The organism is Lentzea chajnantorensis (assembly GCF_054300775.1).
Genome location: NZ_JBSDZT010000002.1, coordinates 3120829 through 3137272, shown reverse-complemented (window position 1 = coordinate 3137272; position 16444 = coordinate 3120829). Strand labels below are relative to the sequence as shown.

Annotated in this window: 19 protein-coding genes; 2 read left to right on the top strand and 17 right to left on the bottom strand. The window is 73.0% G+C overall.

Features of this window, described 5'->3' with window-relative positions; all coding sequences use genetic code 11:
• Positions 1-8 precede the first annotated feature (8 nt).
• The 3 genes from ACVDFE_RS16145 to ACVDFE_RS16135 form a co-directional block, all read right to left on the bottom strand.
• Positions 9-629: an NUDIX hydrolase gene (locus tag ACVDFE_RS16145; protein ID WP_360392617.1), complete on the bottom strand. Its 621-nt coding sequence runs from the start codon at positions 627-629 to the stop codon at positions 9-11.
• Positions 626-2308, bottom strand: a complete 1683-nt coding sequence (locus ACVDFE_RS16140; protein ID WP_458430917.1) for a CTP synthase — start codon at positions 2306-2308, stop codon at positions 626-628. The genes ACVDFE_RS16145 and ACVDFE_RS16140 overlap by 4 nt, the downstream gene beginning before the upstream one ends.
• 135 nt (positions 2309-2443) lie before the next feature.
• Positions 2444-3064: a class I SAM-dependent methyltransferase gene (locus tag ACVDFE_RS16135; RefSeq protein ID WP_458430916.1), complete on the bottom strand. Its 621-nt coding sequence runs from the start codon at positions 3062-3064 to the stop codon at positions 2444-2446.
• 79 nt (positions 3065-3143) lie between these two features.
• Between ACVDFE_RS16135 and ACVDFE_RS16130 the strand changes: the two genes are divergently transcribed.
• A complete protein-coding gene (locus tag ACVDFE_RS16130) occupies positions 3144-3827 on the top strand; it encodes a hypothetical protein (RefSeq protein WP_360392624.1) in 684 nt (227 codons plus the stop codon).
• Here the strand turns inward: ACVDFE_RS16130 and ACVDFE_RS16125 are convergent.
• The 14 genes from ACVDFE_RS16125 to ACVDFE_RS16060 all read right to left on the bottom strand — a co-directional run bounded on the left by ACVDFE_RS16125 (position 3824) and on the right by ACVDFE_RS16060 (position 14359).
• On the bottom strand, positions 3824-4762 hold the full coding sequence (locus tag ACVDFE_RS16125) for a copper transporter (protein ID WP_458430915.1): 939 nt from the start codon (positions 4760-4762) through the stop codon (positions 3824-3826). The two genes, ACVDFE_RS16130 and ACVDFE_RS16125, sit on opposite strands and share 4 nt — an antisense overlap.
• Positions 4759-5943 carry a putative cytokinetic ring protein SteA gene (gene steA / locus ACVDFE_RS16120; protein ID WP_360392628.1) on the bottom strand — a complete coding sequence of 395 codons (1185 nt, stop codon included), beginning with the start codon at positions 5941-5943 and terminating at the stop codon, positions 4759-4761. The genes ACVDFE_RS16125 and steA overlap by 4 nt, the downstream gene beginning before the upstream one ends.
• Positions 5944-6005: 62 nt before the next feature.
• A complete protein-coding gene (locus tag ACVDFE_RS16115; protein WP_458430914.1) occupies positions 6006-6446 on the bottom strand; it encodes a hypothetical protein in 441 nt (146 codons plus the stop codon).
• Complete coding sequence (locus tag ACVDFE_RS16110) at positions 6443-6877, bottom strand: hypothetical protein (RefSeq protein WP_360392634.1); 435 nt, start codon at positions 6875-6877, stop codon at positions 6443-6445. The genes ACVDFE_RS16115 and ACVDFE_RS16110 overlap by 4 nt, the downstream gene beginning before the upstream one ends.
• Complete coding sequence (locus tag ACVDFE_RS16105; RefSeq protein ID WP_458430913.1) at positions 6874-7440, bottom strand: hypothetical protein; 567 nt, start codon at positions 7438-7440, stop codon at positions 6874-6876. The genes ACVDFE_RS16110 and ACVDFE_RS16105 overlap by 4 nt, the downstream gene beginning before the upstream one ends.
• Positions 7433-7987, bottom strand: coding sequence for a hypothetical protein (locus tag ACVDFE_RS16100; protein ID WP_458430912.1), 555 nt, complete (start codon positions 7985-7987; stop codon positions 7433-7435). Before ACVDFE_RS16100 ends, ACVDFE_RS16105 begins: the two co-directional genes overlap by 8 nt.
• Positions 7980-8570: a hypothetical protein gene (locus tag ACVDFE_RS16095; protein WP_458430911.1), complete on the bottom strand. Its 591-nt coding sequence runs from the start codon at positions 8568-8570 to the stop codon at positions 7980-7982. Before ACVDFE_RS16095 ends, ACVDFE_RS16100 begins: the two co-directional genes overlap by 8 nt.
• Complete coding sequence (locus tag ACVDFE_RS16090) at positions 8563-9159, bottom strand: hypothetical protein (RefSeq protein WP_360392645.1); 597 nt, start codon at positions 9157-9159, stop codon at positions 8563-8565. Before ACVDFE_RS16090 ends, ACVDFE_RS16095 begins: the two co-directional genes overlap by 8 nt.
• A 177-nt stretch (positions 9160-9336) precedes the next feature.
• Positions 9337-11118 (bottom strand): DNA repair protein RecN, encoded by a 1782-nt coding sequence (gene recN, locus ACVDFE_RS16085; RefSeq protein ID WP_458430910.1) that lies wholly within the window; start codon positions 11116-11118, stop codon positions 9337-9339.
• Between the two features lie 95 nt (positions 11119-11213).
• Positions 11214-12104 carry an NAD kinase gene (locus tag ACVDFE_RS16080; RefSeq protein WP_458430909.1) on the bottom strand — a complete coding sequence of 297 codons (891 nt, stop codon included), beginning with the start codon at positions 12102-12104 and terminating at the stop codon, positions 11214-11216.
• Positions 12104-12898 (bottom strand): TlyA family RNA methyltransferase, encoded by a 795-nt coding sequence (locus ACVDFE_RS16075; RefSeq protein ID WP_360392654.1) that lies wholly within the window; start codon positions 12896-12898, stop codon positions 12104-12106. Before ACVDFE_RS16075 ends, ACVDFE_RS16080 begins: the two co-directional genes overlap by 1 nt.
• A gap of 6 nt (positions 12899-12904) precedes the next feature.
• The gene (locus ACVDFE_RS16070; RefSeq protein WP_458430908.1) at positions 12905-13072 is read right to left on the bottom strand and encodes a hypothetical protein; all 168 of its coding nucleotides are present in this window, start codon (positions 13070-13072) and stop codon (positions 12905-12907) included.
• A 4-nt stretch (positions 13073-13076) separates the two neighbouring features.
• Positions 13077-13871: an HAD-IIA family hydrolase gene (locus ACVDFE_RS16065; protein WP_360392660.1), complete on the bottom strand. Its 795-nt coding sequence runs from the start codon at positions 13869-13871 to the stop codon at positions 13077-13079.
• Positions 13868-14359 (bottom strand): hypothetical protein, encoded by a 492-nt coding sequence (locus ACVDFE_RS16060; RefSeq protein WP_458430907.1) that lies wholly within the window; start codon positions 14357-14359, stop codon positions 13868-13870. The genes ACVDFE_RS16065 and ACVDFE_RS16060 overlap by 4 nt, the downstream gene beginning before the upstream one ends.
• 121 nt (positions 14360-14480) lie before the next feature.
• Between ACVDFE_RS16060 and ACVDFE_RS16055 the strand changes: the two genes are divergently transcribed.
• Positions 14481-16370 (top strand): hypothetical protein, encoded by a 1890-nt coding sequence (locus tag ACVDFE_RS16055; protein WP_458430906.1) that lies wholly within the window; start codon positions 14481-14483, stop codon positions 16368-16370.
• The last annotated feature ends 74 nt before the right edge of the window (positions 16371-16444 follow it).

The following is a 16444-nucleotide window of genomic DNA, read 5'->3' as shown; positions in this document are numbered from 1 at the left end:
AGAACCCCCTACTTCCCGCGCGCCGCGAACCGGGTGGGCTTGTCCTGGAACGGGGCGTCGGCGGGACGCGGCTCCGCGCGGCCCTCCAGCACCTCCCGGGCGGCGAGCAGACCGGCGACCGACGAGGCGTTCACGATCTCACCGGAGAGCACCATCCGCACCGCCTCGGCGAGCGGGAAGCGGTGGACCTCCAGGTCCGCCTCCTCCTCGCCCTGCACGTCGCGGTCCACCGAGGTCAGGCCGCGGGCGAGGAACACCCGCACGACCTCGTCGGTGAAACCGGGCGAGGCGGCCACGTCGACCAGGACGTGCCACTCGGTGGCGTCCAGGCCGACCTCCTCGACCAGCTCGCGGCGCGCACCGGTCACGGGCGGTTCGCCGTCGTGGTCGAGCAGGCCCGCCGGCAGCTCCCACAGGTGCCGGCCGAGCGCGTGCCGGTACTGGTGGACCAGCGTGACCTCGCCGGAGTCGGAGACCGCGACGACCGCGACGGCACCGGTGTGCTCGACGATCTCGCGCTTGGCCGTGCCGCCGCCGGGCATCTCGACCTCGTCGACGCGCAGCGCCAGGATCTTCCCGACGTGCAGGTCCTCGCTGGCGACGGTGCGGAAGTCGTGCCGAGTGGTCACTTCGCGGCTCCCGCGGTCAGGGGGAGGCGGTCAGCCACCCGGTAGTCGATCGCGGCCTTCACGAACGCCGCGAACAGCGGGTGCGGCTTCGTGGGACGGGACTTGAGCTCGGGATGCGCCTGCGTGGCCGCGTAGAACGGGTGCACGTCGGCGGGCAGCTCGACGAACTCGACCAGGCGGCCGTCCGGCGAGGTGCCGGAGAAGACCAGGCCGGCGTCGGCGAGCTTGTCGCGGTAGGCGTTGTTCACCTCGTAGCGGTGCCGGTGCCGTTCGGACACCTCGGTCGTGCCGTAGGCGTTCGCGACCACCGAGCCCGGCGTCAGCTTCGCGACGTACGCGCCGAGCCGCATCGTGCCGCCCATGTCCCGCTGGCCGGAGACGACGTCCTCCTGGTCGGCCATCGTGGAGATGACCGGCGAGCCGCCCTCGTCGAACTCCGACGAGATCGCGTCCTCGATGCCCGCGAGGTTCCGCGCGGCCTCGATGACCATGCACTGCAGGCCCAGGCACAGGCCCAGCGTCGGCACACCGCGGGTGCGGGTGTGCTTCAGTGCGCCGATCTTGCCCTCGATGCCGCGCACGCCGAACCCGCCGGGGATCAGCACCGCGTCCATGCCGGACAACGCGCGCGCCGCGCCCTCGGGCGTCTGGCACTCGTCCGACGGCACCCACTTGATCTCGACCTTGGCGTGGTGGGCGAACCCGCCGGCGCGCAGCGCCTCGGTGACCGACAGGTAGGCGTCGGGCAGGTCGACGTACTTGCCGACGAGCGCGATCTTCACCGTCTCCGCCGGGTTGTGCACGCGCTCCAGCAGGTCGCCCCACACCGTCCAGTCGACGTCGCGGAACGGCAGGTCGAGGCGGCGCACGACGTAGGCGTCGAGGCCCTCGGCGTGCAGCACCTTCGGGATGTCGTAGATCGACGGCGCGTCCACGGCGGCCACGACGGCGTCGGTGTCGACGTCGCACATCAGGCCGATCTTGCGCTTGAGCGAGTCCGGGATCTCCCGGTCCGCGCGGCACACGATCGCGTCGGGCTGGATGCCGATGTTGCGCAGCGCCGCGACGGAGTGCTGGGTCGGCTTGGTCTTCAGCTCGCCGGACGGCGCCAGGTACGGCACCAGGCTGACGTGCAGGAAGAAGACGTTGTCGCGGCCGACGTCGTGGCGGACCTGGCGGCACGCCTCCAGGAACGGCAGCGACTCGATGTCGCCGACCGTGCCGCCGACCTCGGTGATGACCACGTCGGGCGTGACGCCGTCGGCGTCCGGCTCGGCCATCGCGCGGATGCGGCGCTTGATCTCGTCGGTGATGTGCGGGATCACCTGGACCGTGTCGCCCAGGTACTCGCCGCGCCGCTCCTTGGCGATCACCTCGGAGTAGACCTGGCCGGTCGTGACGTTCGCGTCACCGCTCAGGTCGCGCGCGAGGAACCGCTCGTAGTGGCCGATGTCGAGGTCCGTCTCGGCACCGTCGTCGGTCACGAAGACCTCGCCGTGCTGGAACGGGTTCATCGTGCCGGGGTCCACGTTGAGGTACGGGTCGAGCTTCTGCATCGTTACCCGCAGGCCGCGCGAGGTGAGCAACTGGCCGAGGCTGGAGGCTGTGAGCCCCTTGCCCAGCGAGGAGGCGACGCCTCCTGTGACGAAGACGTGCTTGGTCGTACGTGCCTGCTGCACCAACGGGGCTCCCGTGAAAATCGTGGGGGTGAATCCCCCTATCCACGGGCCATAACGCTAACACGCCGCCGGTCACTCAGCGCACCACGACCCGGCAGATCACATCACCCGATCGGCGCAGCGCGTGGACCGGCTTCATCCCTGCCTGGGTGCGAGCAGGAAACCGGACCGGAACCGCTCGCCGTCGTGCGGTGCCCGCTCCAGCCGTCCGACCTCGGCGAACCCGGTCTGCCCCAGCAGCTCCGCCATCGCGGCGGGGACCCACTCCCACGCCGGGGCGACCCTGTGGTCGACCTCTCGCGGCAGCGGATCGTCACCGGCGAGGTACCCGAGCAGCAGCACACCGCCCGGTGAAAGCACCCGATGGAGGTCCGCGATGGCAACCGGGAGTTGCGCCTGCGGCAGGTGGATCGTCGAGAACAGAGCCAGCACCCCGCCGAGCGCGCCGTCGGCGACCTCCAGCGCCGGCATCGCCCCCTGCTCGAACCGCAGGTGCGGCCGGTCCGCGCGGGCCAGGGCGACCATCTCCGCCGACGGGTCGATGCCGAACACCTCCGGCCCGAGCGCCCGCAGGTGCGCCGTCACGTGACCAGGCCCGCAGCCGACATCGGCGACCGGACCGCCGTCGTGGGCGAGCACGAGCTCGGCGAACGCGGCCAGCAGCGCGCGTTCCAGCGGGAGGGTGTCGAGCACGTCGCGGAACAGCTCGGCGTAGAGCGGCGCGACGGCGTCGTAGGCGGCACCGGCTGCGGTCACGGCGGAAACCGCAGCCCTTCGCGGTGCGGGATTTCCCGAACCACCGGCGACGGGCCGCGCGATCGGGAATCGTGGTGCCGTGACCTTCGACGTGGTGGGAGCGGCGGCCAGGGCGGTGCGGAACCGCGCGGCCGCCTGGCGGTTCATCGAAGGGTTCGCGGCCTGGTGGGCCGAGCCGATCGAGGCGCAGGACGGCTGGAGCAACGCGGACCTCGACGCCGCGGAGGCCCGGCTGGGCGTGCGGATACCGGCGGCGTTGCGCGAGGCCTACGCGTTGTTCGGCAAGCGCCCCGACCTGACCAGCAACCAGGACCGGCTGCTGCTGCCCGCGGAGCTGCGCATGGAGGGCGACGTTCTGGTGTTCCGCGACGAGAACCAGTGGGTGGCGGCCTGGGGCACGACCGCGCGGGACGAGGACCCGGCGGTGCTGATCAAGCTGGACCTGGTCGACAAGTCCGAGGAGACCTGGGACCCCTGGCTGCCGCGGCTGTCGCACGCGTGCGTGGAGCTGGTGCTGTCGGAGGCGTTGTTCCGCGACGGCGCCCAGACGGCCGACAGGGAGATGTCCGAGGCGGACACCTCCCTGCTGGAGCGCGAGTTCGAGCTGTTGCCGTTGCACAGCCCGAACACCCGGTGGTTCGGCACCGACGACGTGCTCATCCGCGAGGACGACCGGCAGTGGCTGTGGGCCCGTGCCCGCACGCCCCGCGCGCTGGACGAGCTGCTCGCGGTGCTGCCGGGCGACTGGACGACCGAGTACTAGCTCGCGTTCCCCGGCGAGGACGCCTCGGCGTTGCCCGCCACCCCGTAGCGGCCCGCGCGGCCTTCGAGCTGTTCGTGCAGCGCCAGCACGACGACGACCCGGCCGGCCGAGGTGTCCGAGTTGTCGACGGTGGACAGGACGGACGTGGCGTTGGTGTCCGCGCGCACCACGCCGAGGGCGCCGGTGCCGTTGGCGGACCCGTTCGCACCGGCCAGGACGACGCCCGCACCGGAGCGGTCGAGCTGGGTGGCGAACCGCGCGATCGTGGAGGCCCGGTCCGCTGCCGAGTCGCCGAGCGCCGCACCGCCGGTCAGCACGACGGCGAGCTGTGCGGGCTTCACGCTGGAGGTGGCCTTCACGAAGCCCGCGTTGGAGAGCCCGGCGAGCGCCGCCGCGGCCTCGTCCGGGGTCGCCTGCGGCTGGTTGCCGGTGGGGTTGAGCAGCAGCAACGCCCCGAACAGGCCACCGGCGCGGGTGCCGGGGTCGCCGGCGGTCGGCAGCTGCGAGCCGGCGGGTTGCAGGCGGGCGACGAGCTCGCGGAGCTGGTCGGCGCGGGACGGGTCGGCGAACGCGTCGGTCAGCTGGACCTCACCGGTGACGGTGGCACCGGCGGACTTCAGCAGCCCGCTCAGCGCGTCGCGGTCGGAGGGGCGGGCGTCCGAGGTGGTCACCAGCACGACCGTGCGGTCGGTCAGCCGGTCCTTCACCGCGAGCGGCCCGACCGACGCGGCGAACTCGTCGGCGTCGGTCAGCTTGGCGTTCACCGCGTTGCGGTCGTTCTGCAGGTCGTTCACCTGCTGTGCCAACGAGTTCTTCTCGTCGCTCAGCCCGGACAGCAGTCTGCCGCTGATCGCGGTGGACCCCAGCACGACGCCCACCGCCAGCGCGAGGAACACGGCGGTGATCGAAACTATGTGGTAGCGCAGCGTGATCACGAGAAGAACCCCTTGAACCAGTTGACGACGGAGTGCCAGCCGTCGACCACGATGTCGACGTAGACGTGACCGACGCCGGAGACCGCCAGCGCCGCGGCCATGGCGGCGATCGCGGCGGCCACCAGCAGGGTGATCACGCCCAACGACACCCGGCTGCGGTGCAGGGTCGCGACGGCCTCCCCGTCGACGAGCTTGCTGCCGAGCTTCAGCCGGGTGAGGAACGTGGAGGGGTTGGACCCGGAGTGCCCGCGGTCGAGGAACTCGCGCAGCGTCGCGCGCAGCCCGACCGTGACGACGAGGGACGCGCCGTGCGCCTCGGCCAGCAGCAGGGCGAGGTCCTCGGCGTTGCCGGACGCGGGGAAGGTCACCGCGCCGATGCCGAGGTCCTGGATGCGTTGCAGGCCGGGCGCGTGGCCGTCGGTCTGCGCCGGCACGACCACCTCGGTGGCCGCGCGCAGCGACGCGGTGCCGATGCCGTCGGGGTCGCCGACGACGATGTCCGGTGCGAGGCCCGCGTCGTGCAGCGTGTCCGCGCCGGTGTCGACCCCGATCAGCACCGGCCGGTACTCGCGGATGTACTTCTTGAGCTTGCGCAGCTCCTCGGCGTGCGAGGGGCCGCCGGCGACGACGAGCACCTGCCGGTCGCGCATCGGGACGTACACCTCGGGCACGCCGACGCCGTCGAGGACGAGCGCGCGTTCCCGGCGCAGGAACTCGATGGTGTTGGCGGAGAACGCCTCCAGCTGTGCCGACATGCCGGCCTTCGCCTCGATCATGGCGTCGGCGATGCTTTCCGCGTTCTGCTCGATCCCCGTCGCGAGCTCGCGTTCACCCGCGTACACGACCCCTTCGTGCAGGCGGATCTTCGTGCCTTCCCTGATCTCGCGCAGGGCGGTCGCGCCGACGTTGTCGATGAGCGGAATGCCCGCCTCGATCAGCAGTTCCGGGCCCAGGTTGGGAAAGCGCCCGGAAATGGACGGCGACGCGTTCACGACGCCCACCACCTCCGCGGCGACGAGGGCCTCCGCGGTGCGCCGGTCGAGGTCGACCAGGTCGAACACGGCCACGTCCCCGGGGCTGACCCGCCGCACCAGGTCGCTCACGCGCCGATCCACCCGCGCGACGCCGGTGACACCGGGAAGTTGGTGGTTGGTGCGGTTCAGCAACCCGGAAAGCTTCATGAGCCGATAGTGACTCACGTTGCGCACGGGACAGGTGAGGCACGCCGGGTCTTTTCCCGCCCTCAGTCGTCGGGGTGAACCACTACGGCCCCAAACGCGACGACAACGGCGGCCAGCAGCACCCAGGTGCCCGTTCCGAAGCCCGCTTCCAGACCGGGGTCGATGGTGATGTTGCCCGTTTTGTGAAAGCTGATGGCGTTCACCAAATACACGAACAACATTCCTGTGGTTCCGGCGAGTGCGGCCGCCCCTGCGAACGCGAACCTCCGCAGGAAGACACCGGCGAGGAGCACCAGCGCCGCGGCGGCGACGGGGATGCCGAACAGCGGCCCGTGCGGGTCGGTCACCTCACCGAACTGCGTGCGCCAGCCGGTCGTGACGAACTCGGTCTGCGGCTGGTCGGGTGCGAGCCGGATCCGCAGCTCCGACAGCGGCAGGAACGTCGCGACGACCGCCATCGCCGCCGCGAGCACGACGAGCCCGATCTTGAGGATCTTCCTCACGCCACCGCCTCCCGTTGTGCCGCAACGGCACCGACGAGCGCCACGACCGTGCCGACGGCCAGGAACAGCAGCCCGTAGCCGAGCGCGAAGTCGCCCTGCTGGTCCCCGGCGTGCCCGCGTTCCGAGACGACCAGCGCCACCACGACCGCGACCGCTCCGGCCTGGCCGAGCGCGCCCGCGAGCGCCGCCCAGCGCACCTTCACCCCGGCGACGAGCAGCGCCACCGTGGCGGCGACCGGGATGCCGTACCAGGGCGAGAGGTCACCGGCCGGCCAGTCGCCCGGCTTGTTCACGACCTCCGTGCCCCAGGCCCGCACCACCACCTCGACGCCACCGGCGTAGGTGGTCGAGTACCACGGCAGCACCAGCGCTCCCGCCGTCAGCACCACCCCCACCGCGATCAACGCGATCGCCGTCGGTCGTCCGATCACCGAGCCTCCTGTTGTCCGACCGCGATCCCGAACGGCGGTGTGTCGTCGTCCGCCCCCAGCTGTTCCGGTTCCGGTTCCGGCGCCGGGCGCTGGGCCAGCACCGCACCGGCCAGGCCTGCCACCGCCGCCGCCACCAGCAGCGGGAAACCGGGCAGGAGGTGCTGTTCGTAGTGCCAGGGCGACGAGGCGATGAGGGCGTTCGCCAGTTCCGCGCGGCGCAGCACGCCGACCGCGAACGTCAGCACGAGCCCGGTGAACACCCCGGCCGCGACCAGCACCGCCGGCCGTGCCACGGCGGCGGTCCTGCCCTCCCGCAGCGTGCACACCACCGCCACCACCATGAGCACCGCGGCGACCACGATCGGCAGGCCCTCGGAGAACACGCCGCCGTCCGGGAGCGGCGAGGGCGCACTCGACCGCGTGCCCCACAACGAGGTGGTGGACGTGATGACGATCTGCTGCGAGACCTCCGTCTCGACGAACACGTCCCTGGTGGCACCGGCTCCGGCCAGTGCCCCGCCCAGCACCACGAGCAGCGCGGCGGTCCTCCGGCGGTCAGTCACCCCGGCGCTCCACTGGCAGGGCGATGCCGAACGGCGGTGTCGCGTCGTCCGCGACCGGCTCTGCCGCGTGCGGCCGTTGCGCGAGCACCGCGCCGGCCAGCCCGGTGAGCGTTCCCGCGACCAGCAGGTAGAAACCGGACAGGACGGTCTGCGCGTACCGGTAGTCGGAGCTCGCCTCGAACGCGTTCGCGACCTGCAGCTGGTGCAGCGTCTCGACGACGAACAGCAGCAGCACGCCGGCGAGCGCTCCGGCACCGGCCAGGGTCGCGAGGCGCGCCACCCCGGCGACCTTCGCACCGGCGAGCGTGCCCAGCGCGGCCACCACCATCACCGCGGCGGCGGCCACGACGGGCCATCCGGGGTCCGCCGCGATGTCGAACACCGGGTAGCCCGGCGCGTCGGTCCTCAGCTCCCACAGCGAGACGACCTGGGTGAAGGTGCGCCCCTCGCCCACGAACCGGTGGCCGAGCACGTCGAGGAAGCAGGCGGCGCCGGTGAGCACCCCGCCCAGCACCACGACCCCGGCGGCGATCCGGCGGTCAGTCACCGCGCGCCTCCCCGGTGGTGGGGAAGGCGATCCCGAACGGCGGCGTGTCGTCGTCGGTGAACTGGTGCACCACCACCGCGTCGTCCGCCGGCGGCTCCGTGCGCGGCCGCGGCCTCTGGGCGAGCACCGCGCCCACCAGACCGGCCACCGCCGCCAGCACCAGCAGGTGGAAGCCGGAGTCGAAGTGGTAGGCGAACCCGGTGGCGGCCTCGAAGGCGTTGTTCATCTCCTCCTCGCGCAGCACCCCGACCCCGTAGGCCACCACGACCCCGAGGAACGCGGCCGCCGCGGCGAGCGCGACGACGCGGGCGGGCTGGACGCCCCGGCCCCGGCGGAGGGCGAGCAGCCCGGCCACCACCGTGAGCGCGGCGGTGAACAACACCGGTGCGCCGACGTTCAGCAGCGGGCTGATCTCGTGGCCGTCCGGCAGCGGTACCGAGCCCTCCCACAGCGAGCCGCTGAACGCGAACGAGTCGACCGGCGACGTGTGCATCGCCGTGTACATGGGCAGCTGGTTGCCGACCCCCACCAGCACCCCGCACAGGACCAGCAGCAGAGCGGCCGGCCTCCCCCGGTCAGTCACGTCGCTGCTCCTGCTCGCTCTTCGTCTCCACCACCACCGGGAACCCGTAGGGCGGTGTGTCCTCGTCGTCGCCCTCGACCTGGTGGATCACCACACCGTCCGCGGGCCGCTCCGCCCGGTGCCACGGCAGCTCCTGGTGCAGCAAAGCCGCCACGACCCCCACTCCCGCGGCGACGAGCAGCACCGTGATCCCGTTGCCCCGCACCACGTCCAGCGGCACGGGCACGGTCAGCTCCGCCAGCCGCCGCACGACCTGCTGCACCTGGTTGAGCGCCAGCCAGGCCAGCCCCACCAGCGCCCCGGCCCCGAGCAACGACCCGAGCCGCGCCACCGGCTGCCGGAACGACAGCACCGCAGACAACGCCATCACCACGGCCGCCGCGAGCGCCGGCCACCCGTAGTCGATCGGCGCCAGCATCAGAGACCCGCGGAAGTCGTCGTGCTCGATTCCCCACGTGGTCGCCTCGAACCGCAACGTGCGGTTCGCGAACTCCGTCTCCACCGAATACCCGACCAGGAACGTGGCGGCCACCGCCAGCCCCGCGGCCACGAGCACCAGCACCGCCCCGAACACCCGGCGCGTGGTCACATCCGGTCCACCTTCCACCGCACCACCGTGTGCGTCCGCTGACCGGGCATCGGTCACGTTCTCACCATCATGCCCAACCAGCGGGGGTTCAGCGCGGTTCGGCACCCGCGCGGCCCACCCGCCGGACCCGCGCGACCGCGTCCCCACCGAGCCCGCGGTGCCCCGGCCCGCGCCGGCTCAGGACTTCTTCTTCCGCCTCCGCACCACCGGAGCCGCCGACTTGTCGGCGTTCGCCGCCGCCAGCAGCTCTTCCGCGTGGGCGCGGCCGGTGTCGGTCGAGTCCATGCCCGCGAGCATGCGCGCCAGCTCCACCACCCGCTGCGTCTCGTCGAGCCTGCGGACCGCGGAGCGGGTGAAGCGGCCGTCGGCCGACTTGTCCACGACGAGGTGGCGGTCGGCGAACGCGGCCACCTGCGGGAGGTGAGTGACGACGATGACCTGGTGCGAACGGGCCAGGCGGGCGAGGCGGCGGCCCACCTCGACGGCCGCACGGCCGCCGACGCCCGCGTCGACCTCGTCGAAGACGAGGGTCGGGACCGGGTCGGAGTGCGACAGCACGACCTCGAGGGCCAGCATCACGCGGGACAGCTCACCGCCGGAGGCGCCCTTGTGCACGGGCAGTGCGGGGGCACCGGGGTGCGAGATCAGGCGCAGCTCGACCTCGTCGACGCCCGAGGAGCCGGCGTGCAGGATCGAGCGGCCCACGGGCAGTGCCTGCGAGTCGCCGGACTCGGCGTGGCGGGGGCGGACCGCGAGCTCGACCGAGGCGTGCGGCATGGCGAGGCCGTCGAGCTCCTCGGTGACGGCCTTGCCCAGCTCCAGCGCGGCCTCGGTGCGGGCGGCGGTGACCTGGGCGGCGAGCACGCCGAGCTCCGCCGCCAGCTCGTCGCGGCGCTTGGCCAGCCCGGCCAGCGCGTCCTCGGAGGTGTCGAGGCCGTTCAGGCGTGAGCGGGCATCGGCGGCCCAGGCGATCACGCCGTCGACGTCGGCGGCGTACTTGCGGGTCAGCGCCTTCAGCTCGGCCTGGCGCTGCAGCACCTGCTCCAGGCGGCCTGGGTCGGCGTCGAGGTGGTCGAGGTAGCCGGAGATCTCCGCGCCGACGTCGGCGAGCAGCGTCGCCGCCTCCACCAGCCGCGGTTCCATCTCGCGCAGCCGCGGGTCGTCCGACGTGGACAGGCGGCGGGCAGCCTCGGAGATCAGGCCGAGCGCACCGGGGTTGTCCGGGTCGCCCTCCAGCGATCCGGACACCGCGAACTGGGCACCGGACGCGGCCTCGCGCAGCTGGTCGGCGTCGGCCAGGCGGCGGGCCTCGTCGTGCAGCTCCTGCTCCTCGCCCGGCTTGGGGTCGACCGCGTCGATCTCGGTCAGGCCGTGCCGCAGCAGGTCGGCCTCGCGGGCCAGCTCACGGGAGCGTTCGGTGCGTTCGCGCAGCTCGGAGGCGACCTTCAGCCACTCGTCGCGGATGCGCCGGTACTCGCGCAACGGCTCGGCCACGTCGTCGCCCGCGAAGCGGTCCAGCACACCGCGCTGCTCGGTCGGGCGCATGAGCCGCAGCTGGTCGTTCTGGCCGTGCACGGCGATCAGCTGCTCCGCCAGCTCGGACAGCACGCCGACGGGCACGGACCGGCCGCCGACGTGTGCGCGCGAACGACCGTCCGCACCCACGGTGCGGATGGCGATCAGCGAGCCGTCCTCGTCCGCCTCGCCGCCGACCTCCTCGGCGACCTTGGCCGCCGGGCTGCCCGCCGGGGCCTGGAAACGGCCCTCCACCACGGCTTTGTCGGACCCGGTGCGAACCCGGGACGCCTCCGCACGGCCTCCGCCGAGCAGGTGCAACCCGGTCACGACCATGGTCTTGCCAGCACCCGTCTCACCGGTGACGACGGTGAATCCGGGGTCGAGCTCGAGGGTGGCCTCTTCAATCACGCCAAGGCCATTGATGCGCATCTCGGCCAGCACAGGGCGAACCTTACTTGTCGGGTCCGACAGTTCGGGGTGGGGCGTACCTCTGGGGGCACCATGACGAGCCGGTGCCGGCGCACCGAGCGGCGCGGTCAACCTGCCGATGGTCCCCGCCACCCCTTGACCGGCAGGTCGAACTTCTCCACCAGCCGGTCGGTGAACGGGGCGTGGCGCAGCCGCACGACCTTGAGCGGCACCTCGCCCTCCACGACCTCGATCCGGGCGCCGGCGGGCAGCTCGAACGTGCGCCGCCCGTCAGCGGACAACGCCGCCGGGTGCCCGGTGGCCTCGATCTCGAACGCCACGTGCGACTTCGGCGAGACGACCAGCGGCCGTGCGAACAGCGCGTGCGCGTTGCTCGGCACCACCAGGATCGCCTGCACGTCCGGCCACACGACCGGCCCGCCCGCGGAGAACGCGTAGGCGGTCGACCCGGTCGGCGTCGCGCAGAGCACGCCGTCGCAGCCGAACGCCGACACCGGCCGGCCGTCGACCTCGACGACGACCTCCAGGATGCGTTCGCGGATGAGCTTCTCGACGCTGATCTCGTTGAGCGCCCACGTCTTCACGACGACCTCGCCGCCGACGGTGGCGACCAGGTCGAGCGTCATGCGCTCTTCCACGAAGTAGTCGCGTTCGAGGACGTGGCCGATGGCCTCGTGCAGCGCGTCCGAGTCGGCTTCGGCGAGGAACCCGACGCGGCCCAGGTTGACGCCCAGCACCGGCACCCCGGCGGGCCGGGCGAGCTCGGCGCCGCGCAGCAGCGTGCCGTCACCGCCCAGCACCAGCACGAGCTCGGTGCCCTCGGCGGCGTGGTCGTCCGCGGGCACGACCTTGGTGCAGCACGACGGCCCGAGGTCGCGGGCCTCGTCGTCGAGCACCCTGGTCGTGACGCCGCCGACGGCGAGCCGGCCCGCGACCTGACGGGCGAGATCGATGTTGCTCTGGTGACCGGTGTGGACGACCAGCAGGACTTCCCTCATCAGGGCCCTTCTTCGACGGCGGTGCGCACCATCTCCGCGGGGTCGACCGGGTCGCCCCTGCGCAGCCAGAGGAAGTACTCGACGTTGCCGGACGGGCCGGGCAGCGGGCTCGCGACGACCCCGTGCACGGCCAGTCCGAGCCCGGCCGCCGCACTGGTCACGTCGAGCACGGCCGCGGCACGCAGCGCGGGGTCGCGCACGACGCCACCGGAGCCGAGGCGTTCCTTGCCGACCTCGAACTGCGGTTTGACCATCGGCAGCAGGTCGCCTTCCTCGTCGAGGCACGCGGCCAGTGCGGGGAGCACAAGCCTCAACGAGATGAACGAGAGATCGGCCACCACGAGTTCAACCCGGCCGCCGATGTCCTCGGGCGTGAGGGTGCGGACGTTGGTCTTGTCCTTGACCACGACCCGGTCGTCGGTCTGCAGCTTCCAGTCGAGCAGACCCCTGCCGACGTCGGCCGCGACGACCTGCCGCGCACCGCCGCGCAGCAGCACGTCGGTGAAACCGCCAGTGGATGCGCCCGCGTCCAGGCACCGCTTGCCCGTCGGGTCGATCTTGAAGCCCTCGAGCGCGCCGATCAGCTTGTGCGCACCTCGGGACGCCCAGTTCGGGTCGTTGCCGAGGTCTCTGACGACCACCGCGTCGGAGGTCTCCACCGCGGTCGCCGGTTTGGTGGCGACGGTGCCGCGCACCGTCACACGCCCGTCGGCGACGAGCTGGCTGGCGTGCTCACGGGACCGGGCGAGCCCCCTGCGCACGAGTTCGGCGTCGAGCCGCACCCTGCGTGGCACTGTGCATCACACCTTGTCGATGCTCGACAGTGCTTCGGTGAGCGTGGCGTGCACGGCGTCGAACCTCGCCACGTGCTCGGCCAGCGGCACCGTCTCGAGCCCGTCGAGCCGCTCCAGCGCGCCGTTGATGGCGTCGGCCGGGTTGGGCGGCGGTCCGGGCAGGGGGTAGCTCACGCCCCTACGGTAGCCGATGCAAGACCGACAGGTCCGCGCCGACATACGTGGGGCGCTGGTCTTCCGGAAGCGCTTGCGCCTCCTGCTCCGTCGACACGCCCGTGAGCACGAGCAGCGAGTCCATGCCCGCGTTCACCGCGCCCAGGATGTCGGTGTCGAGCCGGTCGCCGATGACCAGCGGCCGGTGGGCACCCAGGTCCTTCGCCGCCTGCTGCAGCAGCGGGGTGGCGGGCTTGCCGGCCACGAGCGGCTCGGCGTCGGTGGCGGCCTTGAGCGCCGCGACGAGGCTGCCGTTGCCGGGCAGCAGGCCGCGTTCGGTGGGCAGCGTCACGTCGACGTTGCAGGCCACCCACAGCGCGCCGCCGCGGATGGCCACGGCGGCCTCGGCCAGCTCACGCCAGCCGAGGTCCGTGCTGAGGCCCTGCAGCACCGCGGTGGCGTGCTCCGCGGTGTCCACGGGGGTGAGCCCGCGCTTCAGCACCTCGGCCTGGAGGGCCTCGGTGCCGAGCACGAGCACGTTCGTCCGCGCGGGCAGGCGTTCGGCCAGCATGGCCGCGCCCGCCTGGGCCGACGTGCTCACCTCGTCGATGCTCGTGTCGAACCCGAGCTCGACGAGGTGGTCGGCCACCGCCTGCGGTGAGCGGGAGGCGTTGTTGGTGACGTACCGGATCCCGACGCCCTTGGCCCTCGCCTGCGCGACGGCTTCCGCTGCGCCCGGCACTGCCTCGGACCCGCGGTAGACGGTGCCGTCGAGGTCGATCAGCAACGCGTCGTACCGGTCCACCAACGTTTCGCTCACTGCTGTCCGATCTCCTCGGGGGAGGGGTCCTGCGTCAGCTCGAACGCGCGCTCGGCGGCGTCGGTCTCCCCTTCGTCGTCGGCCTCGGCGGCGTTGAGGAACCACTTGACGGCTTCCTCGATGCGGCCGGCCGCGGCCAGGTTGTCGGCGTAAGCGTAGAAGAGCCGCGCCGAGTACGGGGTGCGCTGGCCGGGGTCGAGGTCCGGCCCCTGCAACGCCACCACGGCCGCCTCGAACTGACCCATGTCGCGACGGGCACCGGCCGCGACGATGCGCAGCTCGATCTCGTCCTCCTGGCTCAGCTCCTTGGCCGACGGGTCCTTCGCGAGGTCGATGGCCCGCTCCGGCCGCCCGAGGGCGCGCTCGCAGTCGGCCATGATCGCGAGGTGGCCGGGACCGGCCATCATCCGGCGCGCGGCGCGCAGCTCGCTGAGCGCCTCCGCCCACTCGTCGGCGAAGTACGCGGTGAGACCGGCGGCCTCGCGCACCACACCGACCCGCGCCGCCTTGCTGCGCGCGTACCGGGCGTGCTCCAGCGCCAGCTCGGGCTCCTCGTCGATCAGCAGCCCGGCCGCGGCCAGGTGCCGTCCGACGATCTCCGCGAGACCCTTGGGGAGGCTGCGGAAGCTCGGCCTTGATCTCCGGGTCGAGCAGGGAGAGGTCGGCCTCCTCCGGCAGCTCGGGACGCCCGCCGCGGGGACCGCTCGGCGCCTCGTCCCGGTCGTCGCGCTCGGCGGCGGTGCTGCCGGTGTCGCTGTTGCCGGTCGTGCTCTCGGGCGTGCCGGTCGTGCTGTCGTCGCGAGGCTCGGCGTCGGCCGGCTCGGCGGCCGCGATGTCCTCGGCGGCGGTGTCGTCGCTGTCGGCCTTCTCGGCGTCGACGGCGGGCGCCGTGGTGTCAGCGTCGTCGGCGACCGAGTCGTCGGCGTCGGACTGGCCGCGGGCAGCGGCGCGCGAGGCGGCCGCACCGTCACCGAGCCGGTAGCCCGCGCGTGCGGGGGCGGCCTCGGCGGCGGAGGTCACGTCCTCGGCGGAGTTCGCCTCGGCCGTCGGCTCCTGGTCGGCGATCCGCTCCTGGAAGCGGGCCGCACGCTCACGGCTGCGCTCGTCGCGGCGGTCGTCGCGCTGGGGCGCCTCGGACCGGTCGTCCGAGTTGTACCCGCCACGGCCGCCACGGTCAGCGCGGTCGTCGGACCGGTTCCCGCGGTAGCCACCCCGGTCGCCGTCCTTGCGGAAACCCGGACGGTCGTCCGACCGGTTGCCCCGGTACCCACCCCGGTCACCGGAGTCGTTGCCCCGGTACCCGCCGCGGTCGTCACGGCGGTCGCTGCCGCGGTCGTCGGAGCGGTTGCCCCGGTACCCGCCGCGGTCGCCGGAGTCGTTGCCGCGGTAACCCGGACGGTCGCCGTCCTTGCGGAAACCACCGCGGTCGGAGGACCGGTCGTCACGGCGGTACCCGCCGCGGTCGCCCGAGTCGTTGCCTCGGTAGCCGCCCCGGTCGCCATCCTTGCGGAAGCTCGGACGGTCGTCGGAACGGTTGCCGCGATATCCGCCGCGGTCACCGGAGTCACTGCTGCGGTAGCTGCTGCGCTCGCCGTCCTTGCGGAAGGCGGGACGGTCGTCGGAGCGGTTGCCGCGGTAGCCACCCCGGTCGCCGGAGTCGCTGCCCCGGTAACCCGGACGGTCGCCGCCGCGGTCGCTGGAACGGTCATCACGGCGGAACCCGCCGCGGTCGCCACCGGAGCGGTCGTCACGGCGGAACCCGCCGCGCTCGCCGGAGCCTTCCTTGCGGTAGCCGCCGCGGTCACCGGAGCTCTCGCCGCGGTAGCCGGGACGGTCGCCCGAGGAGCGGGAGCCACCGCGCTCGTTCGAGTCGCTGCGGTACCCGGGACGCGAGCCGCGGTCGCTGGAACGGTCGTCGCGGCGGAAACCACCGCGGTCGCCGGAGTCGCTGCTGCGGTAGCTGCTGCGCTCGCCGTCCTTGCGGAAGCCGGGACGGTCGTCGGAACGGTTGCCGCGGTAGCCACCCCGGTCACCGGAGTCGCTGCCCCGGTAACCCGGACGGTCGCCGGTGCGGGACCCGCGGTCGCTGGACGAGCGGTAGCCGCCGCGGTCGTTCGAGTCGCCGCCGCGGTAGCCGGGGCGGTCGCCAGAGGAACGGGAGCCGCCACGGTCACCGGAGTCGCTGCTGCGGTAGCTCGGACGGTCGCCGTCCTTGCGGAAGCCGCCGCGGTCGGACGAGCGGTCGTTGGACCGGTAACCACCGCGGTCGCCGGCACCTTCCTTGCGGTACCCGCCGCGGTCGGACGAGTCCTTGCCGCGGTAGCCGGGGCGGTCGCCGCCGCTGCGGTCCGAGCGGTAGCCGCCGCGGTCGGACGAGCTGCCGGCGCGGTTGTCTCGACGGTCGCCGCTCTGGTTGCGGTCGCCGGAGCCCTCACCACGCTGGTACCCACCGCGGTCGTCGCGGCGGTCGTTGCTGCTGAACTTGCGGTCGCCTGCTGAGTGGCCACCATCGGCGGAACGGCGCGGTCGGTCTCCCTGGCCACGCTGACGGTCGCCGGGACGATCCCCGAACC